At 50.0% G+C, this 24,276-nt stretch carries 23 protein-coding genes; 11 read left to right on the forward strand and 12 right to left on the reverse strand.

Annotated features, from left to right (window positions below):
• Nucleotides 1–136 precede the first annotated feature (136 nt).
• The 5 genes from J3491_RS07385 to J3491_RS07405 all read right to left on the reverse strand — a co-directional run bounded on the left by J3491_RS07385 (nucleotide 137) and on the right by J3491_RS07405 (nucleotide 6,418).
• Entirely contained in the window at nucleotides 137–928 is a 792-nt protein-coding gene (locus J3491_RS07385) for an MOSC domain-containing protein (RefSeq protein ID WP_207969695.1), read from the reverse strand.
• 223 nt (nucleotides 929–1,151) lie between these two features.
• The gene (rsfS, locus tag J3491_RS07390; RefSeq protein ID WP_207969696.1) at nucleotides 1,152–1,553 is read right to left on the reverse strand and encodes a ribosome silencing factor; all 402 of its coding nucleotides are present in this window, start codon (nucleotides 1,551–1,553) and stop codon (nucleotides 1,152–1,154) included.
• Between the two features lie 217 nt (nucleotides 1,554–1,770).
• Nucleotides 1,771–2,679, reverse strand: coding sequence for a nicotinate-nicotinamide nucleotide adenylyltransferase (locus J3491_RS07395; RefSeq protein WP_207969697.1), 909 nt, complete (start codon nucleotides 2,677–2,679; stop codon nucleotides 1,771–1,773).
• Between the two features lie 205 nt (nucleotides 2,680–2,884).
• Nucleotides 2,885–5,032, reverse strand: coding sequence for a phosphate acetyltransferase (gene pta, locus J3491_RS07400; protein WP_207969698.1), 2,148 nt, complete (start codon nucleotides 5,030–5,032; stop codon nucleotides 2,885–2,887).
• Between the two features lie 153 nt (nucleotides 5,033–5,185).
• Complete coding sequence (locus J3491_RS07405; protein WP_207969699.1) at nucleotides 5,186–6,418, reverse strand: acetate/propionate family kinase; 1,233 nt, start codon at nucleotides 6,416–6,418, stop codon at nucleotides 5,186–5,188.
• Between the two features lie 736 nt (nucleotides 6,419–7,154).
• On the opposite strand from J3491_RS07405, the gene lptM reads away from it, so the two are divergent.
• From lptM to J3491_RS07425, 4 genes are all read left to right on the forward strand, one after another.
• The gene (lptM, locus tag J3491_RS07410; RefSeq protein WP_243456213.1) at nucleotides 7,155–7,469 is read left to right on the forward strand and encodes an LPS translocon maturation chaperone LptM; all 315 of its coding nucleotides are present in this window, start codon (nucleotides 7,155–7,157) and stop codon (nucleotides 7,467–7,469) included.
• A gap of 299 nt (nucleotides 7,470–7,768) precedes the next feature.
• Nucleotides 7,769–9,127 carry a diaminopimelate decarboxylase gene (gene lysA / locus J3491_RS07415; protein WP_207969700.1) on the forward strand — a complete coding sequence of 453 codons (1,359 nt, stop codon included), beginning with the start codon at nucleotides 7,769–7,771 and terminating at the stop codon, nucleotides 9,125–9,127.
• Between the two features lie 115 nt (nucleotides 9,128–9,242).
• Complete coding sequence (gene dapF, locus J3491_RS07420; RefSeq protein WP_105244683.1) at nucleotides 9,243–10,130, forward strand: diaminopimelate epimerase; 888 nt, start codon at nucleotides 9,243–9,245, stop codon at nucleotides 10,128–10,130.
• 49 nt (nucleotides 10,131–10,179) lie between these two features.
• Nucleotides 10,180–11,286 (forward strand): tyrosine recombinase XerC, encoded by a 1,107-nt coding sequence (locus J3491_RS07425; RefSeq protein ID WP_241900596.1) that lies wholly within the window; start codon nucleotides 10,180–10,182, stop codon nucleotides 11,284–11,286.
• Between the two features lie 128 nt (nucleotides 11,287–11,414).
• On the opposite strand, the gene J3491_RS07430 is transcribed toward J3491_RS07425, so the two are convergent.
• The gene (locus tag J3491_RS07430; protein WP_207969701.1) at nucleotides 11,415–12,314 is read right to left on the reverse strand and encodes a nitrilase-related carbon-nitrogen hydrolase; all 900 of its coding nucleotides are present in this window, start codon (nucleotides 12,312–12,314) and stop codon (nucleotides 11,415–11,417) included.
• Between the two features lie 330 nt (nucleotides 12,315–12,644).
• On the opposite strand from J3491_RS07430, the gene rpoN reads away from it, so the two are divergent.
• Both rpoN and hpf read left to right on the forward strand, forming a co-directional pair.
• A complete protein-coding gene (gene rpoN / locus J3491_RS07435; RefSeq protein WP_100748789.1) occupies nucleotides 12,645–14,372 on the forward strand; it encodes an RNA polymerase factor sigma-54 in 1,728 nt (575 codons plus the stop codon).
• 590 nt (nucleotides 14,373–14,962) lie between these two features.
• Nucleotides 14,963–15,343 carry a ribosome hibernation-promoting factor, HPF/YfiA family gene (gene hpf / locus J3491_RS07440; protein WP_075101832.1) on the forward strand — a complete coding sequence of 127 codons (381 nt, stop codon included), beginning with the start codon at nucleotides 14,963–14,965 and terminating at the stop codon, nucleotides 15,341–15,343.
• 275 nt (nucleotides 15,344–15,618) lie between these two features.
• Here the strand turns inward: hpf and thiS are convergent, their stop codons facing one another.
• The 4 genes from thiS to J3491_RS07460 all read right to left on the reverse strand — a co-directional run bounded on the left by thiS (nucleotide 15,619) and on the right by J3491_RS07460 (nucleotide 17,957).
• A complete protein-coding gene (gene thiS, locus J3491_RS07445; protein WP_075101831.1) occupies nucleotides 15,619–15,819 on the reverse strand; it encodes a sulfur carrier protein ThiS in 201 nt (66 codons plus the stop codon).
• A 114-nt stretch (nucleotides 15,820–15,933) separates the two neighbouring features.
• On the reverse strand, nucleotides 15,934–16,311 hold the full coding sequence (locus J3491_RS07450; protein WP_100748790.1) for a DUF423 domain-containing protein: 378 nt from the start codon (nucleotides 16,309–16,311) through the stop codon (nucleotides 15,934–15,936).
• An 82-nt stretch (nucleotides 16,312–16,393) separates the two neighbouring features.
• Nucleotides 16,394–17,257: an RNA polymerase sigma factor RpoH gene (gene rpoH / locus J3491_RS07455; protein ID WP_198335748.1), complete on the reverse strand. Its 864-nt coding sequence runs from the start codon at nucleotides 17,255–17,257 to the stop codon at nucleotides 16,394–16,396.
• Between the two features lie 241 nt (nucleotides 17,258–17,498).
• Nucleotides 17,499–17,957, reverse strand: a complete 459-nt coding sequence (locus tag J3491_RS07460) for a sulfurtransferase TusA family protein (protein WP_207969702.1) — start codon at nucleotides 17,955–17,957, stop codon at nucleotides 17,499–17,501.
• Nucleotides 17,958–18,242: 285 nt separating this feature from the next.
• Between J3491_RS07460 and J3491_RS07465 the strand changes: the two genes are divergently transcribed.
• Complete coding sequence (locus J3491_RS07465; RefSeq protein ID WP_243456215.1) at nucleotides 18,243–19,940, forward strand: M48 family metalloprotease; 1,698 nt, start codon at nucleotides 18,243–18,245, stop codon at nucleotides 19,938–19,940.
• Nucleotides 19,941–20,058: 118 nt separating this feature from the next.
• Here J3491_RS07465 and J3491_RS07470 read toward each other — a convergent pair whose 3' ends face one another.
• Nucleotides 20,059–20,508: a GatB/YqeY domain-containing protein gene (locus J3491_RS07470; RefSeq protein WP_075101827.1), complete on the reverse strand. Its 450-nt coding sequence runs from the start codon at nucleotides 20,506–20,508 to the stop codon at nucleotides 20,059–20,061.
• Between the two features lie 372 nt (nucleotides 20,509–20,880).
• Nucleotides 20,881–21,096: a 30S ribosomal protein S21 gene (gene rpsU / locus J3491_RS07475; RefSeq protein ID WP_010195908.1), complete on the reverse strand. Its 216-nt coding sequence runs from the start codon at nucleotides 21,094–21,096 to the stop codon at nucleotides 20,881–20,883.
• Between the two features lie 446 nt (nucleotides 21,097–21,542).
• Here rpsU and J3491_RS07480 point away from each other — a divergent pair, with 446 nt between their 5' ends.
• The 4 genes from J3491_RS07480 to crcB all read left to right on the forward strand — a co-directional run bounded on the left by J3491_RS07480 (nucleotide 21,543) and on the right by crcB (nucleotide 24,116).
• A complete protein-coding gene (locus tag J3491_RS07480) occupies nucleotides 21,543–21,911 on the forward strand; it encodes a prolipoprotein diacylglyceryl transferase (protein ID WP_207969703.1) in 369 nt (122 codons plus the stop codon).
• Between the two features lie 77 nt (nucleotides 21,912–21,988).
• Nucleotides 21,989–22,504, forward strand: coding sequence for a c-type cytochrome (locus tag J3491_RS07485; RefSeq protein ID WP_207969704.1), 516 nt, complete (start codon nucleotides 21,989–21,991; stop codon nucleotides 22,502–22,504).
• Between the two features lie 152 nt (nucleotides 22,505–22,656).
• Nucleotides 22,657–23,694 carry a tRNA (adenosine(37)-N6)-threonylcarbamoyltransferase complex transferase subunit TsaD gene (gene tsaD, locus J3491_RS07490; protein ID WP_207969705.1) on the forward strand — a complete coding sequence of 346 codons (1,038 nt, stop codon included), beginning with the start codon at nucleotides 22,657–22,659 and terminating at the stop codon, nucleotides 23,692–23,694.
• 50 nt (nucleotides 23,695–23,744) lie between these two features.
• Entirely contained in the window at nucleotides 23,745–24,116 is a 372-nt protein-coding gene (crcB, locus tag J3491_RS07495) for a fluoride efflux transporter CrcB (RefSeq protein ID WP_075101823.1), read from the forward strand.
• Nucleotides 24,117–24,276: the final 160 nt, after the last annotated feature.

Here is a 24,276-nt window from a genome sequence, read left to right on the forward strand (position 1 = left end):
CTAAATCTGGCCAAGTGCTGTCAAACGGCAATTTGTCTCATTTTTATCCCTATTTTTCAAATGAGGGCACGCCCTAGTATAAGGCTTTTGCGTATTTATTTTTTCAACCATTATGGTTGGTATTGCTATCTGTTTTTTAGGTCGATGGGCGATCAGTGTTGTGAGTCTTGATGGTATCTTGTCGTATTTTTTTGGCCAAAACGGTCTTCCAGCTGTCCTCCAAGCACTCAATCGCCAACCACGGATCGATCACCTTGGCATCATACTTTTCTTTTGAATTGGACAACTGCCATAGCGTCTGGAGCATCGCAAAAGGATAAGGACGCTCGACCAGATAGACAGGCAAACCTGCATCGATCATCCCATCGCGCACCACCTGAAAGTACCAGCCAGCGATGCCTTGTTTGCTTACCCATGCCGCGATGTTGGGCACTTTGGTAAACTGGCCGATTTGGTCGTTTATTTTGTAGCAAGGACGGCGTGGCTGGACGATACGCAGCTGGAGGCTGGCAGCATTCTCTATTTCACCATACTGAAAAACATCACCGATACAGACGCTAGACTCTTCCATTTCAGGCAGGTCATTTACTGCTTCAGTGATGAGGTTTTCGCCGAGTGTGCCGACCCGCACGTTAAGATCAAACGCTGCATTGATCTTGGTATAAGTGGCGCGCGGCAGCTGGTGCACCGCTTTTAGCGGGCCGCCATGATGCTTACGATCGGCTTGTTCGTCTGTGGTCAAGCCCATAAAGTCAACGGCGACAGGGGCGCTAATCGGTGCTTTGTCAATTGCGCTCATGGCTTCGCGGGCGAATGGCATGGCTTTGCCTGCGCGTACCTCTATCAAGGTCGCGATATGCAGCGGTAACGGGTGATTAAAATCTGTATGAGCGTTTGGGGTGGCGGTGTTGGCAATGGCGGTACTCATGGCGTGTCCTAGCAGATGATTATCTGGAGATAAAATGGTTTTATCATGACATCATAGTAGCGCAAACGCGGCGCAGTTGCAGTCTTGTTGACCAAAACCCAAAAAAAAGACCAGACGGGTTCGCTGATCTTTTTTGTATCACTTGCATTAGCCTATATAAGGCAGTCGGCTAATATCAGTCGATATATATGCGTCTGTAGAAAAGACAGCTGGTGGCCGTAGATTAATTGCGGCGACCGGCTTTCTTTTCGCGCGGGGTAGCGACCAGCTCAGCTAGGCTCTCAGGCGATGACCACAGACCCTCTAGGTCATAAAACTCGCGGGCTTGCGGGGTCATCATATGCACGACGACAGCCCCTAAGTCGATCAAGGTCCAATCCGAGTCGTTACCGCCTTCACGGCCAAGTGGCATAAAGCCTGCTTGCTTGACTTCGGCTCCGACGCTGTCAGCCATCGCGCGGACATGGCGCTTTGAGGTACCGTTTGCGATGACGATACGCTCCATGACATCGGTTAGGCTCTCTACATTCATCACGGTGACGTTTTTTGCCTTCATATCATCGAGGGCGCTTTCTACAACGGCTAAGCATTCTTTTAAACGGTCGTCAGTCATGGTATTGGTCATAAATTTTCATCTCTTAAATCGTAAATATATAAAATAAAATGTTAAAGCATCCGTCTGCCTAGGACGACATTGTCAAAGTGACCATTATGCCAAAGTGACATTATGTCAAAGTGGCTATTAAGCCAGTAGTCCAATCATTAGCCAAAACATCAGTCAGCGTATCAGCGGTCAAGTCCTAGAGGGGCGAGCATGGCAAAATAACAAAGATAAGGCGATTTTAACGGAATTGCGCCGCAGAATATAGCTGATGGGCGATAATATAATGATAAACAGCAGGATTTAGCCATTTAGCGAGTGGATCGGGCGGGTTCATAATAGCATTGATAGCGGATGCTGCGGTCATTTGCTCGTCTATAACTGGCTTGGTATGGTTGCCAGCCGCGCTATCAGGCACCGCTTCGCTATCACCACGGGGCTGCTGCTGTAGCGTTTGCCGTATCTGCGTGCTGGAGATGGCTGCTACTTGCCGCATGTCTATATAAATGCGGCCAGACGCTGGGTTTTTCAAGATGGCCTGCTCTATCGTAGGGTCTGTAGGCGTTTGAATAAAAGAAGGCTGAGAGATAGGCTGGGTCAATGCCGCTGGCGAGTCGGTGACTGCTGCCTGCAAAGGTGTGGGCAGCCAATATTGCAGCGCTTGTCTGGCGTTATCCGTATCAGGGACTGGCATAGTATCGCGATAAAAGACCCACAGATGTACATAATCGGTCAGCTGTAGACCATCTTGCCATTTATTCAAACTGCGGGCGCTGTCCATACCCATGATAAATATCAAGCTGTCGGCAGGATAACGCTGGCGCAAAGTGCGCACGCTATCGATGGTATAGACAGGCGGCGGCTGCCAAATCTCAAGCTCATCTATGTATAGTGGCGTGCCTTGTATCGCCAGCTTTAGCATGGCCAAACGATGCTTGGGGTCGCTGCTTTGGCGCTTGAAGGGTGAGCGGGCATTGGGCAACAACGACACATAAAGCGCGCGCTGCTGCGCTTGAGCGAGTGGTAGCAGTCTTTGATAGACTGCCATCGCCATCTGTACATGCCCGCGATGGACAGGGTCAAACGAGCCGCCAAGATAGGCGCGAATGGCAGGTGCAGGTTGCGCAGGTTGCAGGGCAGTATTTGACATAGATAAACGAATAAAAAGCGGATAAAAATGTAGTGGCTCAAAGACGTGAGATGAACTATAGCATCATTGTGAGCGTGTGGCAGCAGATGTCATGAAAAGCGCACTATATTTGCTTAAATCTCACTAATAAAAAACCGACCATCAGTATGACAGTCGGTTAAATAACAGAAAAACAAAAAACAGTACTACGCGAGCCAAGTGGTGATTAAATCAAGTCGCTATAGGCTTGAATGGCGGTCAGGGCGATGGTATAGATGATATCATCGACCAGTGCGCCGCGAGATAAGTCATTTACCGGCTTGTTGAGGCCTTGTAGCATGGGGCCGACGCTGACCACATTGGCACTACGCTGTACGGCCTTATAAGTGGTGTTGCCCGTGTTTAGGTCTGGGAAGATAAAGACATTGGCTTGACCTGCGACCGGTGAGTCGGGCGCTTTTTGTTTGCCGACACTCATCACAGAGGCGGCGTCATACTGTAGCGGGCCATCGACTTTTAGCTCGGGTGCCCGCTCGCGGACGATTTGGGTGGCACGCGTGACTTTTTCCACATCCGCGCCGCTCCCTGATGAGCCAGTAGAGTAGCTGATCATGGCAACTTTTGGGTCGATACCGAAGGCGGCGGCCGACTGCGCTGACTGAATAGCAATCTCGGCGAGCTCTTCGGCATTTGGGTCTGGGTTGATGGCGCAGTCACCATAGACCACCACTTGCTCAGGCAACAGCATAAAGAACACCGACGATACTAAGGAGTATTGCGGTGCGGTTTTGATGAGCTGAAAGGCAGGGCGCACAGTGTTTGCTGTGGTATGAATAGCACCAGATACCAAGCCGTCGACTTCGTCTAGCTGTAGCATGATCGTCCCTAAATAGACCGTGTCTTTTAGGTATTCGGCGGCCACTTCTGCACTGGTCTTGCCTTTGCGGCGCTCGACGACAGCAGCGATATATTTGCTCATATCAAGGCTATCGGGATCGATGATCTCAAGGTCATCAGGAATGGTCAGATCGCGGTTTTTGGCCACTTGCTCGACATCGGCGCGCTTGGCGAGCAGCACACAGTTGGCGATACCACGGCTCTGACAGATGCAGGCCGCTTCGACTGTACGTGGTTCCGCGCCTTCTGGTAGGACGATGCGTTTTTTGGCATGTTGGGCTTTTTTGACCACTTGATGACGAAACGCAGAAGGCGACAGGCGCGGCTCATGGTTTTGGCTAAAGTAAGTCTTAATCCAGCTCAAATCTAGGTGTGCGGCCACATAACGCGCCACTTCATCAGCGCGCTCAGTGTCGTCACTTGGAATCTCAGAGCTCATATGCACAAGGCTCTGTACCGTCTCGTAGCTGTCGGACTCGACACTCATGACCGGAATGCCCGTTTTGAGCGCCGACTGCCATAGCTCAGCGACGGTGGCACTTGGCTCGACGCCGCCTGTCAATACCAGTCCTGCCAGCGGAATACCATTGATACAAGCCAAGCCTGCGGCCAATAGCAAATCATCGCGATCGCCTGGTACGACGATCAGAGTGCCGCGTTTAAACACCTCGTCGACACGTGACACCGAGCGTGCGGTGAGGCTAATGCGGGTGATGCGGCGCGATTTGGCTTCGCCGACATTGAGCCACTTGGCATCAAGCTCGGTGGCGATATCCCACGTGCGAGGTACAGACAGCGAGTCACTAAACGGCACCACCCCGATTAGACGAAATGCATCGGTGTTAAAAGTAGGGGAGAGGCGCTGCACCTCTTGCATAAAGGTGTCATCTAAGCTGACGATGGCCTCGCCTGGTGCGACGGGCTGCGTCTCAAAGGTATTTGGCACGTCGTGTACGCGCATCAAAATCACCCCAAGGGTGCGGGCGTTGACGATACCGCCGAATTCGCGCGCGTGGACATCGATTTTATCTGCCAAATGCGCCGGATTTTTGGTGTCGGCGGTGCTGACAAAGATGATTTTGGCATCGAGTGCGTGTGCGATGGCGCGGTTGATTTGTGAAGCATAAGAGGTTTCTGTGGTCGGCACCAGACCTTCACAGATGACCACGTCATGATTGTCGCCAATCGTATGATAATTGACCACCACTTCTTCCATCAAGTCGTCTAGGTTGTCATCGCCCAGCATACGCTCAACGCGCTGACGGCTGATCGATTTTGGTGGGTTGAGACCAAAAGCATGCATGGTCAAAGCGCTGGTACTGTCCAAGCTATGCTGCTTATCAAAGGTATCATCTTGCAAAAACGGCTTCATAAAGCCGGCTTTGATACCGTTATAATCAAAAGCGCGAATCAGACCGAGCGCCGCTGATGTCACACCGATACCGCGACTAATGGGAACAAGTAAAATGGTTTGCATAGTGTATCCTACGGTTTATTGTATTTTTAAAACGTGTTCATCCTTGCCAGAATGAGTCAGACAGATGCCGCGCTTTTTGATAGCACTCATCAAAGGCACGGACAAAAACGCTGACAAACCCATCCTAACGATGGATCTGTCAGCAGACAGAATCTAGGCGAGGCTCAAGGCTTCACGAGTTTCTTGAGCGATGCGGCATTCTTCGTCCGTTGGGACGACCCAAAGCTCCAGATGGCTGTCCTCTGCGTGGAAACTGCCTTCGCTACCGCCAAACAGCCCTGCGTTTTTGTTGGCATCGACCTTGATACCAAAATGACGCATCACCTCTAAGATACGAGTACGCGTGGTGACCGAGTTTTCACCGATACCACCGGTAAAGACGATACCTGTCAGCTCAGGCAGCGCACAGCTTAAGCTGGCCAGATACTTACCCACGCGGTAGCAGAACATCTCGATAGCCAGTTTGGCATCTTGGTGGCCTTCGTTGGCCGCTTCTTCGACTGTACGCAGGTCGTTCGATAGCCCTGAGATACCCAGTAGGCCACTTTCGTTATTGAGCATCGCATCGATGTCTTCTAAGCTCATATCGAGCTGGCGCTTTAGGTGCATGTGCAAACTTGGGTCGACATCGCCACTACGGGTGCCCATCATCAAGCCCTCAAGCGGGGTCAGCCCCATGCTGGTATCCAGACTCTTACCATCATAGACGGCGGTCGCCGAGCAGCCGTTGCCCAGATGCGCGGTCAGCCAGCCATGCGGGCCTTTTGTTTGAGTGATTTCACTGGCGCGCTCTGAGACATAGGCATGAGAGGTGCCATGAAAGCCATAGCGGCGGATTTTATGCTCTTCGTAGAGAGCTTTTGGGACTGGGTAGCGAAATGCCACCGGCGGCATAGTTTGGTGAAAGGCGGTATCAAAAACCACCACCTGCGGAATCTCGGGGTAGATGGCTTGTACCGCTTCGATGCCCAAAGCGTGAGCTGGGTTGTGTAGCGGGGCCAATATTTTTAGGCGTTTGACTTCGTCTAAGACATGCTCGTCGACACGTACCGCTTCTGAGTACTCGCGGCCACCATGGACCACGCGGTGTCCGACAGCGATAAAGTGATATTGCTCTAATAACTCAAGGATTTTTTGTAAGGCCAGTTTGTGCCGGCCGCCTGGGATAGAGATTTCTAACTTATCGCCATTGATGGTGGTGTGTTTGATACGGGCGGTGTCAAGGCCTAAGTTTTCGGCCAGTCCAGTGATACGGATAGAGTTGTCTTCGCTGATGAGGGCGTATTTGATAGAAGAAGAACCGCAGTTGAGGACTAAGGTAGGGTTGGTTAGGGTGGATGTTTCTGCGTTTTGGTCGTAAAAATTGGGATTTAGGCTGTCGCTCATACTCTCTCTATCCTTAGATGATTTTTGTTAAATGGTGACTCAGTAAATGAGTCGCGGGGTAATACACAAAAACCAGCGATATCCAAGCTGACATAGGTCAAGCAAGCATATGGCTGATTTGAGGTATCCTTGGCTGTCACGGTCGATCAGTGTGTGTTGAGTTGCCCGCTAGCACCCAAACACAGTCGCAAGGTCCGTCTATAATGTAACACATTTTTGTGGCTATACCATGATAACTATCAGGGTTAAAGCCATAAATCGTTGCTTGGCAAATACAACTGTACACCGAGTGTAGTCAATGTCTATCGAGCGTTAACACAAAAAATAGCAGCCAATAAAAATTGTAAGAAAATTTGTCTAAATCAGGATAATGCGCTTTTTTTTGCTCAAAAACTGTCCGTTTGTCCGCCAATAAAACGATGAGGAATTTATTACCCTATCATATTCAGTATAGGGGGCGCTTTATGTCATAATGCGATTACCCAATCCGCCCATGGACGCTTTTTGGCGGACTCATTCGCTTATTTATAGTCGATTCTAAATAAAACAGATACACTATATTTCGACGCGGAACTGGCATAAACTTTTTTGGCGTGCTGTGCCTGCGCAGACAGATGCGGCGCAAAATTCATCCCAGTCGTACTGTATCAGTTTTTATACTGAGCTCACTATATATTGTTATATATCATACTGTTATATACATCGTTATCGGTCATTCACATAGGTCATCCACGCTATGCTTTTTACTCGCCGCTCGACCCATCTCCAGAACGCGACCAGCACAGTCGCCCATCGCCGCGTCGGCCTTACTTCTATGAAGCCAGTATTTATCGTGAGTGCCGTATCACTGCTGGCTTTGTCAGGCTGCGGGCAAAAGGGCGGCCTGTATCTGGTGGATGATAGTCACCAAACGGTGCAGCAAAGCACAGAGACGCTCGGCAGTACCAGCCATCCGCAAGATGCCGCCTTTGCTGGTATTGATGATGATAAGTATCAGCCGCGTGATGACTGGCAGCTACCAGCGCCCAGTACCGATCCCAACGACTACTAAGGCAAATGACCAAACTAGTAAGTTATGAATTCACTAATTCACTAATTCACTAATTCACTAATTCACTAAGCAACTAGCAACTAGCAACTAGCAACTAGCAATTAAGCATCGCAGGGTAGCCGCTCTTAGGGTGAGCCAGCTTGTGAGCTTGATTGTCTCGGTGTCCACACTGTTATGGCAGTGTTTGGGAGTCGTTTATATGCTAGCCATACAATATTTGATAGGGCTGTTGCCGCGCTAGTCGTGCATTTTTGTCCTTGCCATCTTCTTAACACCTTGATCAATGTAGAGATATTTATATGAGTCATTCTGAGCAAAAAATCGGCGAATCCGTCACTACCCATACCGCACAAGGGCTGTATATTGACCCGCAGGCGCTAACCGCTCATCTGCCTGCGCTGGATTATCGCGATGGCGCACTGCATATGGAGCAGGTCAATATCGATGAGGTGGTCAATCATTACGGCACGCCATGCTATGTATACTCCAAACAAGCAATATTGGACGTTTATCACGCCTATAGCAAAAGCTTTGCCAGCGTAGAGCATCAGATATGCTACGCCGTAAAAGCCAACTCAAACCTTGCGGTGCTAGGGGTGCTGGCACAGGCGGGCGCTGGGTTTGATATCGTCTCACGCGGCGAGCTGATGCGCGTACTGGCAGCAGGTGGTAGGGCTGATCGCGTGGTATTCTCAGGCGTCGGCAAAACCTATGGCGATATTGAGTATGCCCTCACCCAAGGTATCGGCTGCTTTAACATCGAGTCTATCAGCGAGCTTGCGTTGATCAACGAGGTAGCAAAGACGCTGGATAAGACAGCGCCGATCTCGCTACGTGTCAATCCAGACGTCGATGCCAAGACCCATCCGTATATCTCAACGGGCCTAAAAGACAATAAGTTTGGTGTCGCGCACCAAGAAGCGCTAGCGCTCTATCAGCAAGCCGCGACTTTGTCGCATATCGAGATTGTCGGTATTGATTGTCATATTGGCTCGCAGCTGACAGAAGTGGCGCCTTTTGTGGCGGCATTAGATAAAGTCATTGAGCTGATACAGGGCTTACGTGATAACGGTATTGAGCTGCGCCATATCGATTTGGGCGGCGGCCTCGGCGTCCGCTATATCGATGAGATGCCAGTATCTATCGAGGACTTTGCGCAAGCGTTACTGCCTAAGCTGAGTGAGCTGGGATTGACAGTGTTTTTTGAGCCGGGCCGTAGTATCGTGGCCAATGCAGGCGTGCTGTTGACTCGCGTCGATGTCCTCAAGCCGACAGCGCACAAAAACTTTGCCATCGTCGATGCGGCAATGAATGATTTGATCCGTCCAGCGCTCTATCAGGCTGAAATGGCAGTGATACCAACTGTGCTGCCAAGCGCTGGTATCGAGACGGCTGATACCCAAACGTGGGATATCGTCGGCGCTATCTGTGAGACGGGCGACTTTTTGGCAAAAGATCGTCTGCTATCCTTACAGACAGGCGATACGCTGGCCATCACAGGAGCGGGGGCTTATGGCTTTACCATGAGTAGTAACTACAACTCACGCCCGCGCGCCAGTGAAGTCATGGTAGCGGGCGAGCGTCATCAACTGATTCGCCCGCGCGAGACAGTCGAGGCGCTCTATGCAGATGAGCAGCTATGGCAGGATGCGCCCTAGCCCGTATGGCCGAACTGATGACGATAATTGGGTATTTAACGGTGATAATTATCATTGTATCTGACAGCGTGCTAATATAACGCATACATAAAAATTAGGATAGGATATCAAGGGTATGCTAATAGAATTTACAAAAATGCATGGTCTGGGCAATGATTTTATGGTCATCGATTTGGTGACCCAGCGCTTAGATCTCACCAGAGAGTTGGTGCAATTGTTGGGTGATCGTCATCTCGGTATCGGCTTTGATCAGCTGCTCGTCGTCGAGCCGCCGATGCGTCCTGACGTGGATTTTAGCTATCGTATTTTTAATACCGATGGGACAGAAGTAGAGCAGTGCGGCAATGGCGCGCGCTGCTTTGCCCGTTTTGTGCAGGCACGAAAGCTATCATTTAAGCAGCGTCTGCGTGTCGAGACGGCCAGCGGCATCATCTCGTTGACCACCGACCGCTACGGCTGGGTCGAGGTCGATATGGGCAAGCCCAAGTTTGAGCCAGACGAGATTCCCTTTACCCCAAAAGCCACCACCAAGATTCAAAACGCCTATCATCTCGATGTCGATGGCACGCCTGTGCAGCTTTATGTGGCCAATATGGGCAACCCCCATGCGGTGATCAAGGTCGATGACGTCCTAAGCGCCGATGTCGAGACATTAGGCAAAGCCATCGAGTCGCACCCTGCTTTTCCAGAGCGAGTCAATGTCGGCTTTATGCAAATCATGAATCAGCGGCACATTCGCTTGCGTGTCTATGAGCGCGGCGTGGGCGAGACCCAAGCGTGTGGTACAGGTGCCTGTGCGGCGGTGGCCGTCGGTATTCGTGAAGGCTGGCTCGACGAGGGCGAAGAGATACGCGCGCAGCTATATGGCGGTAGTATGATTATCAAGTGGCAGCCTGGTTATTCGGTGATGATGACCGGCCCGACGGCCTTTGTCTACGAAGGAGTGTTTAGTCCGGATGGGCTGATGGCGCAAGCGGGTATCAAACCAAGCTCTGAGGGTTAATAAAAACTGCCCAGCATGTACGTTTGGCGAGTAGGTAACAGCAATGGTCATGTCCAGCAAAAGGACGTCTCATAACAAGACGCAGCGACGCACCAGTCAAAAACAAGACTTAGATAAAGAGGTAGATACAGACTTAGGGCGAGCGGCGGCATTAGCAGCAGACGACGCCTCACAAGCGCGGCGCTCAGGCTCGCTGGCGACAAGCAGAGAGGCCGATGCGGCACTGCGTGAGCTGCTGTCCCCAGTGCATCGCTGGCTCAACACCTTGTCGGTACGCAATCATTCTGAGCACACCTTGACGGCTTATTTTGCTGGGTTAAATCAGTTGGCGCTGTTTTTGCGGGGCAAGCGTCTGACATGGACGCGCTGTGATAAGCGCCAGTTGGCTCAGCATATCAGCCAGCGCCTCGATGAAGACAAGCTTGCTCTGGCCAGCGTCCAACAGGAGCTGTCCGCCATTCGCCATTTTTATGGTTGGCTGATAGAAGAGGGCCTAGCCCGTATCAACCCAACCACTGGCTATCAGCTCAAACGCAGTGCCAGACCTCTACCATCTATCGCGGATGTCGATTTACTCACCCAATTGCTTGAGCAAGAAGTGCCCGATACTCCAGAGCAGGCGCGCCTTTGGTTACGTGATAAGGCGATGTTTGAGCTGCTCTATAGCAGTGGTCTTCGTGTCGGCGAGCTGGTGGCACTTGATGTGAGCGATATCGATTTGTCTGACTTACGCGTGCGCGTCACAGGAAAAGGCAACAAAACGCGTTTGCTACCGCTAGGGCGCAAAGCCGCTGAGGCCATACGCCGCTATCTGCCGCACCGTGAGCTGTGGGTTGAGCAGATGGACACCGCGCTGTTTATCAGCGAAAAGCTGGGCACCCGCCTATCGACCAGAGCGGTGCAGCAGCGTCTAAAAGTAGCCGCTGCCCGCGCTGGTATCGCCCAAAACATGTATCCACACTTGCTGCGTCACTGTTTTGCCTCACACATGCTCTCAGGCAGTGGCGACCTGCGTGCAGTACAAGAAATGCTCGGGCACAGTGATATCAGCACCACACAGATCTATACCCATGTTGATTTTGCCAAGCTCACGCAGGTTTATGACCGCGCTCATCCGCGTGCCACTCACACACAAGTTGATGGTGATACCGAGTAGACTTGGCATTGTTTATAAGATTCTATCGTCTTGTGCCTTGTGCCTTGTGCCTTGTGCCTTGTGCCTTGTGCCTTGTGACGGCATTGCCCTATTAACAATTTAATCATCAAATTATTCGTCAGACGGCTTTATGCCAAACGATGACAGTCAAAAATCGGCAATTTTTGTCGTCCTTGCTGCTGTTGCGATTTGTCTAAAGACGCCATCACCATGGCATAGCGCTGGTTTTCTGTGGCGCTCACTTTTTGTAGCTCGCTGTCATCGTAGCTGCTGAGCACCGTGCCATCATAGGCGGTGATGGCAGCATGTCCCCATGTCTGCCGTGTGTGACCGTCCTGATAAGTGTGGTCTCCCCCTTGCGCCGCCCCAATCACTATGCATTGACTGTCTAGTGCCCGTGCCCGTAGCAGCAGTGACCAATGCGCTTGCCCAGTCAAATAGGTAAAGGCTGAAGGAGCACTCAGCATATCTGCCCCAGCTTGACGCAGGCGCTGAGCCAACGCTGGAAAACGCAAATCAAAGCAGACCATCATACCCAGCTGGTAGACTGTATCCTCAGTCTCTAGCGGCGTCACGACGGTTTGGGTGCCAGGCTCAAAGGTCGCCGCTTCATTATAGCTGCCTGTTTTGTCAGCGACTGTCGCGGTAAACAGATGAATCTTGTCATAGCGGGCCACGCGCGTACCGTCAGGGGCAAACACTTGGCTGACTTGACGCAGCCTACCATCAGGGACGACAATACCATCAGGGCGATAAGGACAAGGCAATGAGCCTGCCAGCACATAGATACCATGAGTACTGGCATAGCCTGCTATCGTCGATGATAGCTCATCGAAGCGCTCGGCTGTGGCAGACTGTTGCCCCATGCTACAGCAGTTTTCTGGTAACACCACCATGTGAGCGCCTTGCTGGGAAGCGGCGCTAATGGCCGTCTCAATGTCTGCTAGGTTTTGCTCGATGTCCTGCTGGCTATTCATTTGAATGGCAGCGACGGCAAATGATTGGTCGTTCGCTTGGTTGTGGTTCATAATATTCTCAATTGTGTTTTAGTTGTCGTTTATGTTGGTGTTTATTTTAGCCCATTTAGATAACTATCGATTGAATTGAGGACGCGCCCTAATATTGAGATTTTGTAGGCTTTGCCAGTCGGCTGCGTCAGCATGCCAGCAATGATAGCGAAAACATTGATTTTAGAAGGTTTTATAGTAATAGTAAAATAAGCGTATCTGGGCTAGGCATAAATTATCGTAGCAAAATTGCAACAGAAAATGCTATCGTCGTGTCCTGTTAGGGCTAAATCACAATTTTAGCCAGTTGTTTATTGACTATCACCATCGTCGGAGTGTAATAAGCCACCCATGAGTATGTCGTTCGGATTGGCAACCACGCTGAGTACCTCACAAAAGCTGACCCCGCAGATGCAGCAAGCCATTAAGTTGCTGCAGCTCTCTAGTCTTGAGCTGGCGCAAGAGGTTCAGGCCAAGCTCGATAGCAATCCTTTGCTCGAACGCATCGAGGACGGTGAAGAATATGGCGACAGTGAGGGCTCTGACAGCGGCGCGAACGACAGTATGGAGACAGCTGAGCATAGCTTAACGCTTGATGACTGGAATCAGACGACGGCCACCGATGCGTTTAGTAGCACAGCAAAAGAGACGGGCGAGTATGGGGCAGATAGTGGCGTAGACATAGACATTGACCGTTTGGCGACAGCTGGTCTGGAGACAAACGGCGCTCCTGCAGGTGATGATAGTCTAAAGGACTTCGACGCAGCGGCCTACAATGATGATGACAATGTTACTGACTATCGTACAGATAACTATAGTGCCGATAATTATAATACCGATAACTATGCATCCGCCGCGAGCAGTCAGACGACCAGCAGCGCGCAGCACGCGAATGAGGACTTTGATAGCTATCAAGGGGGCACCTCTGCCACTATTCAAGACCATGTGCGCTGGCAATTAAACTTTAAGCGTTTATCAAACACCGATACTTTGATCGCTGAATATTTGATAGACTCGATGGATGAGATGGGGTTTGTTCGGCTCGATATCGATGAGCTGTTACAGAGCTTGGATACCATGGCCAGCTTTTATCAGTGGGAGGAGCGGGTCGAGCGCGATGAGATACTGGCCGTGCTTCGTATTGTCCAGTCTTGCGATCCACTGGGCGTTGGCGCTCGTGATTTAAGCGAATGCCTTGCCCTGCAGCTCGCAAAGCTCGATCCCAGTACCGCATATCTAAAAGAAGCTCACGCGCTTTTATCTGCTAGTGAGTATCTGGTCAGCAATAATATCAAGGCATTGACTGAGTACACAGGGCTGACTTCTGAGGACATCATGCCTGCCTTGACGTTACTGCGCACATTGACCCCGCTACCAGGCGTCGTCTTTCAAAAAAACCAGCCCGACCATGCTCAGTCGCCAGACAGCTACGACATACCCGATGTGCTGGTCACGCCCATTCGTCGCCCTACGGGTTTGCCTGACGCGCAGGAGGCCGGCTGGCAAGTACGCCTAAACCCTGAGACGCTACCCAAGCTACGGGTCAATCAAGAGTACGCCAGCTTGGTCAAGCGCGGTGATGATAGCCCTGATAATCAGTACCTGCGTGACAACCTCACCGATGCCAGATTGTTTATCAGGAGTATCGAAGAGCGCAATCAAAACCTACTAAAAGTCGCGACCAGCATCGTGCATCATCAACAAGCGTTTTTGCAGCAGGGTGCCACCGCCATGCAGCCATTGGTTCTCAAAGTCATTGCCGATGAGGTCGGGCTGCACGAATCGACGGTCTCACGTTTGACCACCAGCAAAACCATCTTGACACCGCAGGGCTTATTTTCGCTTAAGCACTTTTTTTCTTCGCATGTCAGTAGCGCAGATGGTGATATCTCATCGACCGCTATCAGCGCCATGATAAAACAGCTGATCGCCGACGAAGACCCCAAAAAGCCCTTATCAGACAGCCGTATCAAAGAGACGCTATTGGCGGATGGTATCGATATCGCTCGGCGTACGGTGGCCAAGTACCGTGAAGCGATGAATATCGGCTCGTCCACCCAGCGTAAACAAAAATATTAACGCATCTTTTTATCATCAAGCACTCATGTTCAGGCGCTTATTTTCGAATAGATATGTCTTCAGTCCATTTCATTTTATATGCTCAAAAACTAAAATAGCGCCGCTAGTATCACGATATGAGCGGCGTTATTTTTTTGCGTCAATATCAGCCATAGACCATGCTACTGTGTTGCTGCACTCTATATCTAGATATAAAAAATAAAATTTTTTGATTATATAGAAACTTGATAGAAACAACAGTTTTTATTACATTTAATTACAATTTAATGGCTTGCTACTACGCCGCTTTCATGACAAATTAGAGTCATACCAACAACGAAACCCAAGTACAAAATCTAAGAGTTTAACCTCAGTACGTATTTATAGAATGTATTTACCTTGACGGTATTTATCTTCATTAGCAACCAAAGAGACGATATAAGGATACGTTGATTTTTGCTAAAGATACTGGTGGCTAACGGTCTATCTATCAGAGGCATAGCTAACAAGGGTCTTAGATTTGATTAATGAGTTGTTGGTAAGGCAGGGTGATACAGGCAGGACGGCTATGTCATCTGTTGATTGTGAGTTATAAACAAAAGGACAATAATATGAATGTTTCTATCAGTGGTCATCATATCAGTGTTACCGAAGCCATGGACAAGGCAGTTCGCGAAAAGCTAGAAAAAGTAGAGCGACATTTTGATCAGATACAGAGTATTAAAGTGATACTATCGCTCGATAATAGCGGCGCCAGTGACGGCGGCATGAAGAGCCATAAGGCCGAAGCCATTATGCGAGTGGCGGGTCAAGAGATGTTTGTCCAAGCGTCTGAAGATGATATGTACAAAGCCATCAACGACATGGCAGACAAGCTCGATAGACAAGTCCGTAAGTACAAAACCCGTCAAGAGCGTAAGAAAACACAAGGGGCAGGGCGTGATGGACGTTATCAAGATGTGACGCCAGCCGAGATAGCGCCAGCGGTATGATCCTATTAAGGTCTAATAGGGCGTAGGACAACACAACTACTATTATAATGTCATTACCTTATTAGGCCTTAATTTCTTATAAACAAATAAACGGCATAAAAGAAAAGACCTTAGCACTTATGAGCTAAGGTCTTTTCTTTTGTGCCATTTACTATATCAGAGCCGGTTGCTATATCAGAACTATTTAATCAGAGCCGTTTATTATCAGCATAGCGATTTTATATCGAACTGACGATACGTAACGGCAGAGTAAATAGCTATACGGTCGCTAAGACCTAGCCACCGCCGACGGCTTGTACCACTTCGATGCTCATGCCTTCTTTGACACGCATGCCAGCAAGCTCGCTTTTTGGTATCAGCTCGCCGTCGACTTCTACCGCATAGCGACCTTTACTCAGGCCAAGCTCATTGATGACCAGCTGCACCGTCTGGTGTGTGGTTTGTAGATGTTTACCATTGACACTAATAGTACTCATAACAGATGCTCCCTAATGCAGTCTTGTTCCTTTTATCGGCGCTGACATATGGGTCATACTATCAGTCGCCTTACTCTTTATCATTTTTTTATCATGGCTATCAGCCCTGATAAGCTATTTTGCGGCTGCCGGCTTGATGGTAAACGCGGATATCGCTAACCATAGCCAGCCTGCTATCATCAGTACGCCGCCGATAGGCGTGATAGCGCCAAACCAGCGCGGCGCGCCCAGCGTCATCGCATATAGGCTACCAGCAAATATGATAATACCGACTTGTAGCAGCCATGCGGGGGCTTGCGTCGCGTACCTTAGACGTATCAATACGCCGACGATCAGCAGACCGAGCGCATGGACAAATAAATACAGCGTTGCGGTATGCCACCACTCTAACTGTTGCAGGCTGACGAGGTTTTTTAGACCATGCGCGCCAAATGCCCCTAGAGCCACGGCAATGGCCATATTAATCGCCGCAATTCCTATCCAATTTACCATAGCAAAACTCGTGTTATGTACTGCATCATGCTCTGCACTATCTACTGCTCTGTACTATTTGCTGCCATGTACTTTGTACTGTCTATTGAATGTCATCGGGTAAGATAACGCTATCGATGGTCATGGCATCGCGAATCTTGTCCATGGCGTTTTTTTCGATCTGGCGTACGCGCTCCGCTGAGATAGAGTAGACTGCTGCCAGCTCATGCAAGGTGGATTTTTGCTCAGAAAGCCAGCGCTGCTCGACGATGTCACGTGAGCGATCATCCAATGTGCCCATCGCAGCAAGCAGTGCTGAGGAGTTGTTTTCTTCCCAGTCTTCTTCTTCGAGCTGCTCGGCGGGATCGATGCCATCTTCTAAAAACAACTGCGGCGCATAGCGGCCATCGTCATCATCGCTAGATTGCGCTTCAAATGAGGCGTCGTAAGAGGTCAGACGCGATTCCATCTCTAGCACTTGCTTACGCGTGACGTTTAAGTCCTTGGCAATGGCATCCGCTTCTTCTAGCGTCAGCTGGTTATTGGTTTTTTTTAAGCTGCGTAAATTAAAAAACAGCTTACGGTGCGCCTTGGTGGTGGCGACTTTGACGATACGCCAGTTACGAATCACAAACTCATGAATCTCTGCCTTGATCCAATGAACGGCAAAGGATACCAAACGTACGCCTTTATTAGGATCAAATCGTTTGACCGCCTTCATCAGTCCCAAGTTACCTTCTTGAATCAAGTCCGCCTGCGGCAATCCGTAGCCTGAATAGCTACGAGCGATATGAATGACAAAACGCAGATGTGACATGACCAATAAGCGCGCCGCTTCTACATCGCCTTCGTCATAGTAGCGATGAGCCAGCTCCTGCTCTTGGGTCGGTGTCAAGATGGGGATTTGATGAACGGTATTGATATAGGCGCCCAAGTTGACGCCTGGCGCGGACAAGTGGGTCGGCATCGCAGGCACCAAGTCACGGGTGCTGGTGTCGCCAAGGGTACTGGCGTCATAGGGTGGCCGCTCGGCAGCGGCTTTTAGCGCCGCATCGCGTGCTTCATTTTTTATCGGCGCTGCCTCGTCTTTTTTACTCGTTTTTGCAGCATTATTAGAAGGATTAGCCATATTTTTGACCTTGGTTAAATAGTTAAGCAAATAGTCAGATAAAAATCTTTATAGTTGTAATTGTAAAGGATAGCCATCGTTAGTTGCTATCGGTTTTGGTAATGATGAAGTGATATATTGTATCGAAATGCGCGACAGATTTATCATCATTGGCAGGTTGATGGGTCACTTCATGGACGCTTAAAGACAAGGGTGCTGCGCTGCCCGTTTGCTGGCTTTGGCGACAAAATGCGGCGATATCTGCCTGTGAGTTGGGATCAGTCGCCACCACGTATAGCGACTCGCCTGCTGCCACCTCACGCAGAGCCACTTTGGTCTTTAATAACGGCATTGGGCAGGCCAGTCCGCGGCCGTCGACCAGTTTTTTTATTGTCAGGCGCGGCGGTGTCATATCCAGCGGCGTATCGCTGATGAGTACTGCGCCACCCAGCAAGCGTAGCAGCTCGCAGCTTTGCTGTTGCTCAGTTGCAGACAAATCCGCCGCGAAGTAAATAACGTCAGAGGCGGGGCGGGTGATGGGCTGACTATCGGCAGACATAAACAAACCTTATCATATGCGAGGGTTTTAACTTGAGAGAGGGGTGATGGCTTGTCATTATAACAAATAGCGCAGGGGCAATTGCAGTTGAATATAGTCAACGTCATGTTCGGTTCGTTAGAATGATAACGATAATGATAATGATATAACGATTGCACAGTCATGTTGCACAATCGTGACGGTCTGCGTGGTGATTGGTAGTCACAGGCGCGGGACAATTGATTTTGCCCAAACAAGCTCGTATAGTCGAAACGACGTTAGGATTTATTTGTATAGGATGCGCATTTGTTTCATTTTCATCAATCGCTCAAAGGCCGTACAGTCGCCCCTGAATTAGTATCGTCGCCGACTTTGCTGACGCCTGATGCTGTCTCTATCCATAGGCGCAGCATGGCTCACCGGCTATCCTTATCTATCCTATCAGCGGCGATATTGACCATATCGGCGATGACCGCTGTGACCCCTAAGAGTAGCCACTCCGCCGGCAGCGATCTGCGCCAAGCGCTGTCTGCGCCTTATGATTCGTGGCAGTCCACCGACACACAAGGGCTAAGCTTGCCAAGCTTACGCGGGCAAGGGCTGAGCTTTGCTGAGCAGTATCAAAATAAGCTGCTCGGTGAATGGTCACTACGCAATATCAATAAAAGCATCAAGATGGAGCATGACCCGTGGATACACGAGACCGTCAAAGACATGACATGGCGACTCAATGCACAAGCAAGACAGCAGGCACCGATGGGCTTGGTCATTATTGATAATCCAAGTATCAACGCTTTTGCCGCGCCAGGGGGCGTCATCGGTATCAACACGGGGACGATACTCGCCGCCAGTAGTATGGATGAGCTGGCAAGCGTCGTTGCTCACGAAGTTGCTCATATTAGTCAGCGCCACTATGAGAGCGGGGCAGACGAGCGCAAAAAAGCGCTACTGATGCAGATAGGCGGTATGCTGGCAGCCATTGCAGCGTCGGCGGTCGATGGAGATGCTGCCGCGGCCGTGATGATGGGGAGCCAGACTGCGACGATGAACAGTAGCATGGCGTTTAGCCGCAATAACGAGCGCGAGGCCGACCGTGTGGGCATGCAAATTATGACCCAAGCGGGCTATGATCCAAGGGCGATGCCAAGATTTTTTGCCACCATGAATCAGCAAAGCCAGCTCAATCAAGTTGAAAATCGATTTTTACCAAGCTTTGTGCGCTCGCATCCACTAAGCAACGAGCGTTTGAGCGAATCGCAAAGCCGAGCCCAGCACTATCCACCTTTATCATTGGCTGAGCAGCAGCGCCACCAAGCACTGTTTGACCTGCTCTATTGGCGCGTACAGAGTACAGGTAAGCATGCGTCAGAAACGGTGCTAACGACAGCGGCCAAAAACAGCGCTGGGGCCAAGCTGGCATTGATGCAGTGGTATGGTGAACAGCAGCGCTTTGATGATGCCAATGAGGTGCTTGCAGCGCTAAACAAACTGCCCGCAGCTCAGCGTCAAGGGCTTGAGCCACTTTTATCGATTACTCATAGCCAGTTGTTAGCTGAGCAAGGCAATTGGGCAAAAGCGGCGGACATTTTGGCCAATCAGCAGCGTCTATATCCTGAGCGCCGTGATTTGCGACTCTATTTGGCAGAGGCGCTGACCAATAGCAATCAGCCGCTCCAAGCGCAAGCATTACTCAAGCCTTTAACTCAGCAGCAGCCAAGTGACCGCTATGCGTGGCAAAGCCTGCAATTGGCCAACGAAAAACTGGCCAAAACCACCATCACACCAAAGCTGGCCAATATCGCCACCATCAATGCGCTGCGCTATCGCAGTCATGACCAGCTGTGGAGTGGGCGTTATGATGCCGCGCTTACCTCATTGACACAAGCCAAGCAGCTGGCAGACAATCTCCAAAACACTGCGCAAGCTGGTAGCGCGCGCCCACTACTGGCCAATATCAAAGCTGAGATCAAAAATGTAAAAACCGCCCAAGACTTTGAGCCTTAGGCGGTTACTGATTGGGGCGGTTACTGATGTAAATGCTCACTGAGATACAGCTGCTCGCGCGAAACCATTATACTGAGATTTGTAGTGCCTAGATTTACAGTGTTTAGCTTTTCAGCGCTTAGCCTTGTAGCGCGTTTTTGACCAGCTTTGAGATGGTGGCAGGGTCGGCGCGGCCTGCTGTTTTGCTCTTTAGCGCGCCCATGACACTACCCATATCGCGCATCGATGTTGCGCCTTGCGCTTGAATCTCTGCATTGACCAAAGCGGCAAGCTCGTCATCGTCCATCTGGGCGGGCATAAACTCATTAATGACATCGATCTCAAACTGCTCTTTGGCTGCCAAATCATCACGGCCATTTTCGGTAAAGATACCGAGTGATTCTTGGCGCTGTTTTAGCTGCTTTTGTAGTACCTCTAAGACGGCGGCATCGTCTAGCTCGATCTGGCGGTCGATCTCGATTTGTTTGACGACTGACTGCACATTGCGTAGCACCTTGACGCGCTCAAGCTCACGCGCTTTCATAGAAGTTTTGATGCTGTCTGACAGTGTTTGTTTGAGTTGGCTCATTGTTATTATCCTTATGGATTAGAGACTAGGGAGGCGTGCCATAAAAACAGCCTGTGCTGGTGTTTTTTATGGGTATGGTTTATGAGTATAGTTTTATGAATACCGTATGAGCTGATAACAATATATATTTGAATCCAAATAAATCAGATACATGGCTATCAAGCCGCTCAATGAAAAACTGTTTTTCTTGCTTGCTGTGCCTACGCCGACAGATGCTGCGAAAAACAACTCTTCATCTCACTGTATCGTTTTTATATCGGATCGACTATATCAGTAATAATAACAAAAATTGTAGCACAAAAAACGCCACTGATATCAATCGATAGCAGTGGCGTTCCTGTAACGCTGGTATTTAGCTAATCAAATAAGTGATTAGTACATACGAGTGGTACGAATGGTTTCGCGTTGCAATTTTTTCTTATAACGCTTTACAGCAGCGGCTTTTTTGCGCTTGCGTACTTGCGTTGGTTTTTCATAAAACTCACGCTTACGTACGTCTGATAGTACGCCGGCTTTTTCACAAGCACGTTTGAAACGACGGATAGCGATGTCAACTGGTTCGTTTTCTTTAACCTTAACTGCAGGCATGAAGACTCCTTGATTAGGATGAGATATAAGGGCATTAGTTTGGCTGTATAGTAGTATTTAGCCGTAATATCTCAAGATTACCGGCATCAGCTCAAACTAGGACAATTTTGTGCTAGAGCACAAGGGCGAGTATTCTAATAAAAAATAGCAATAAAGTCAATGGTTTTTGCTGATTAATTCATAATTATCATTAAGTTGCGCCCTTTTTGTCCACTGGTACAGTATGGCGGCGTCATGAATACCAAACAAAAGCGAATAATGTTTGATAAGGTGTGATTGGTCAGTGCAAGGTGAGATGGACTACTATATGCATCAGTAGAGCTGCTTTTGGCAAGTGTGGCCATCAAGAAAAAAACCTACTGTCTATAACGGTTTGGGTAGAGTTTATGCTATGATTATTTGCATCATATCAATCGTTTTATGTGCACTTTATTGAGGATGTTGCAATGAAAAAATCAGTACTAAGTACGGCGCTAAGCACCGCATTTGTCGTCGCTTTAGGCTTTGGTATCAGCGCATGTAGTGGCGACAAAGAAGGCGAGTCGCATCAAGTGTTGGCCAAAGACCGTGTCGATGAGGCCTCTGAGCTTGCACGTAGCAACGCTCCTGCCGCTGAACAGATGGATTTCCCAGAGACAGCGCCGATGGCGACAGAAAGCACTGATGCCGAAAGTACCGATGCTGAAAGCACAGACACCCAAGGTGAGGCGACAAATGCTGGCACCACTGAGGCCGCTGCTACCGATAGCGCAGCTGACATGCCAGCTAATGATGCGGAAGCAGACGCCGATGCTGAGCCTGCGACCAACGAATAACGCTCTCTTGATGGTCTATCAGTGTATGCGCTGTCGTCGGCAGCCATCGACATACAATAGCAAATAGAGGTGTGATCATGATGAACAAACCACAGCGTATAAATACATTGACCGTATCGGCCATCAGCATCAGTGCATTGTTGATGCTAAGCGCTTGTAGTGATAATAATACTGCCGAGCCGCCCGCTGACGCGTCTGCCGAAACGAGCACGGTAGTAGAGGAGGCACCTGCCGCCGCGCCTGAACCGCAGACGTCTGAGCCAGCCGTGCCGGCAGAAGCGCCAGCAACGACGACAGCTGAACCGGCCGAAGCAGTCGAGCCACCAACCCCAGATGAGCCTGAAGTGTTGGCAGCTGATGCAGGGGCGAAGCTATACGAGTCCAACTGTAAAGTCTGCCACGAAGCAGGTCTGCTCGATGCACCAAAATACGGTGATAAAGCAGCGTGGGCGCCGCGTCTTGCTAAGGGTATAGAGACGCTACATATGCACTCAGCACAGGGCTTTAACAAGATGCCCGCGCAGGCGACTGGCAAAGTAAGCGAAGCGGAGGTCTATGCAGCGGTCGATTATATGGTAGCTGCCGTGAGCTGATTTAGGCGATATGAGCCATTGAAATTTGCTAAACTGGCCGTCATTGTGACAGACAATGGCGGTTTTTTTTGTGCAAGTGCTTAGATAGAGAGTCGCAGATAAAAGCGTGGTCAAAACCAACACGCAGACCAAGGTATGATAAAGGCAAAAATATGAAGGTATTGGGTTTAGAAACGTCTTGTGATGAGACGGGGCTGGCGATCTTTGACAGTGAGCAAATGGGTAGCGACAATCAAGGTTTGGTCGGGCAAGTGCTGTATTCACAAATAGAGCTGCACGCCCTTTATGGCGGCGTGGTACCCGAGCTTGCCAGCCGCGATCATATTCGCAAACTGGTGCCATTGCTCAATGAGCTGCTCGAGCAGTGCGATGTCAAAAAAAGCGAGCTCGATGCCGTCGCGTATACCAAAGGCCCAGGCCTAATCGGCGCGCTGATGACGGGCGCGCTATTTGGGCGCAGCTTGGCATATGGCTTGGATATCCCTGCGATAGGGGTCCATCATATGGAAGGGCATCTGCTGGCGCCGCTGATGGGTGCCAATCCGCCAGCGTTTCCATTTGTCTCGCTACTGGTATCTGGCGGGCACACGCAGCTGATCGCCGCACAGGGTATTGGGCAATATGAAATCCTAGGTGAGTCGATCGACGATGCCGCGGGTGAGTGCTTTGATAAAGCGGCCAAAATGCTCGGCCTGCCGTATCCTGGTGGCCCTAATATCGCTAAATTAGCCGAAAATGGCGACCCCAGTGCTTATGAGCTGCCGCGTCCGATGCTGCATCGTGGACTGGATTTTTCTTTTAGCGGTATGAAAACAGCGGTGCATAATCTTATCAAAGACACTGCTGGCTCTGACAGCGACCCACAAGTGCGCGCCGATATTGCCGCCAGCTTCCAACATGCCATGGTCGATACGCTAGTAAAAAAATGCGTGAAGGCGTTAAAACAAGTAGAGATGAGTCGCCTAGTGATCGCGGGCGGGGTCAGTGCCAATAAGCACTTGCGGGAGACCTTGGAGCGTGAGCTGGCCAAGATCAATGCTACCGTGCATTATGCGCCGCCGGCGTTATGTACCGATAATGGGGCGATGATCGCTTATGCAGGCTATGAGCGCCTGCAAGCAGGGCAGGCCGATGATCTAGCCGTCAGCTGCGTACCGCGTTGGCCGATGACGGAACTGCCTGCGGTGTAATGTTTAGCAGCCATATACAGTTTAAAAGCCATACAAAGGAAGGATAATCTATGCAGTGGCTTGCCATCGGTTTGGGAGCAGCACTTGGCGCTTGCCTGCGGGCGTGGCTGTCGCGTTTTAATCCCGTACATAGCTGGATACCGCTTGGTACGCTTGGCGCGAATGTGTTGGGCGGTCTGCTGATCGGTCTGGCGCTAGTATGGTTTGAGCGTATGGGAAGTAGTTTGCCTGATCATGTGCGGGTATTTGTGATAACTGGGTTTTTGGGCGGGCTGACGACCTTTAGCACCTTTAGCGCTGAGGTGTTTGGCTTTATCTATGATGGGCGGCTGCTGGCAGGACTGGCATTGATCGGTCTGCACGTTGGGCTGACACTGCTGGCGACCGCGCTTGGGTTTTATTTTTTTAAGCTGGTTTTATGATTTTTACTAGATATTGCTTACTTAGGGGGTTGATATAAGTGGTTCTATTATACCAGTCTGTTTTAAGTGGTCTGTTAATAGGTTCGAAGGGTGAAATGACTGGTTCCCTTGGGGTATGCTCTTTTGTTTTTCAAAATGACTGTCCTTTCTAAAATAAGCA

The organism is Psychrobacter halodurans (assembly GCF_017498075.1).
Classification (GTDB): domain Bacteria; phylum Pseudomonadota; class Gammaproteobacteria; order Pseudomonadales; family Moraxellaceae; genus Psychrobacter; species Psychrobacter celer.

Bases quoted from the DNA above. Each gene is read 5' to 3' on its own strand.
- J3491_RS07385 (WP_207969695.1), bottom strand. From the start codon at position 928: ATGAGTACCGCCATTGCCAACACCGCCACCCCAAACGCTCATACAGAT.
- rsfS (WP_207969696.1), bottom strand. From the start codon at position 1,553: ATGACCAATACCATGACTGACGACCGTTTAAAAGAATGCTTAGCCGTT.
- J3491_RS07395 (WP_207969697.1), bottom strand. From the start codon at position 2,679: ATGTCAAATACTGCCCTGCAACCTGCGCAACCTGCACCTGCCATTCGC.
- pta (WP_207969698.1), bottom strand. From the start codon at position 5,032: ATGCAAACCATTTTACTTGTTCCCATTAGTCGCGGTATCGGTGTGACA.
- J3491_RS07405 (WP_207969699.1), bottom strand. From the start codon at position 6,418: ATGAGCGACAGCCTAAATCCCAATTTTTACGACCAAAACGCAGAAACA.
- lptM (WP_243456213.1), top strand. From the start codon at position 7,155: ATGCTTTTTACTCGCCGCTCGACCCATCTCCAGAACGCGACCAGCACA.
- lysA (WP_207969700.1), top strand. From the start codon at position 7,769: ATGAGTCATTCTGAGCAAAAAATCGGCGAATCCGTCACTACCCATACC.
- dapF (WP_105244683.1), top strand. From the start codon at position 9,243: ATGCTAATAGAATTTACAAAAATGCATGGTCTGGGCAATGATTTTATG.
- J3491_RS07425 (WP_241900596.1), top strand. From the start codon at position 10,180: ATGTCCAGCAAAAGGACGTCTCATAACAAGACGCAGCGACGCACCAGT.
- J3491_RS07430 (WP_207969701.1), bottom strand. From the start codon at position 12,314: ATGAACCACAACCAAGCGAACGACCAATCATTTGCCGTCGCTGCCATT.
- rpoN (WP_100748789.1), top strand. From the start codon at position 12,645: ATGAGTATGTCGTTCGGATTGGCAACCACGCTGAGTACCTCACAAAAG.
- hpf (WP_075101832.1), top strand. From the start codon at position 14,963: ATGAATGTTTCTATCAGTGGTCATCATATCAGTGTTACCGAAGCCATG.
- thiS (WP_075101831.1), bottom strand. From the start codon at position 15,819: ATGAGTACTATTAGTGTCAATGGTAAACATCTACAAACCACACACCAG.
- J3491_RS07450 (WP_100748790.1), bottom strand. From the start codon at position 16,311: ATGGTAAATTGGATAGGAATTGCGGCGATTAATATGGCCATTGCCGTG.
- rpoH (WP_198335748.1), bottom strand. From the start codon at position 17,257: ATGCCGACCCACTTGTCCGCGCCAGGCGTCAACTTGGGCGCCTATATC.
- J3491_RS07460 (WP_207969702.1), bottom strand. From the start codon at position 17,957: ATGTCTGCCGATAGTCAGCCCATCACCCGCCCCGCCTCTGACGTTATT.
- J3491_RS07470 (WP_075101827.1), bottom strand. From the start codon at position 20,508: ATGAGCCAACTCAAACAAACACTGTCAGACAGCATCAAAACTTCTATG.
- rpsU (WP_010195908.1), bottom strand. From the start codon at position 21,096: ATGCCTGCAGTTAAGGTTAAAGAAAACGAACCAGTTGACATCGCTATC.
- J3491_RS07480 (WP_207969703.1), top strand. From the start codon at position 21,543: ATGAAAAAATCAGTACTAAGTACGGCGCTAAGCACCGCATTTGTCGTC.
- J3491_RS07485 (WP_207969704.1), top strand. From the start codon at position 21,989: ATGATGAACAAACCACAGCGTATAAATACATTGACCGTATCGGCCATC.
- tsaD (WP_207969705.1), top strand. From the start codon at position 22,657: ATGAAGGTATTGGGTTTAGAAACGTCTTGTGATGAGACGGGGCTGGCG.
- crcB (WP_075101823.1), top strand. From the start codon at position 23,745: ATGCAGTGGCTTGCCATCGGTTTGGGAGCAGCACTTGGCGCTTGCCTG.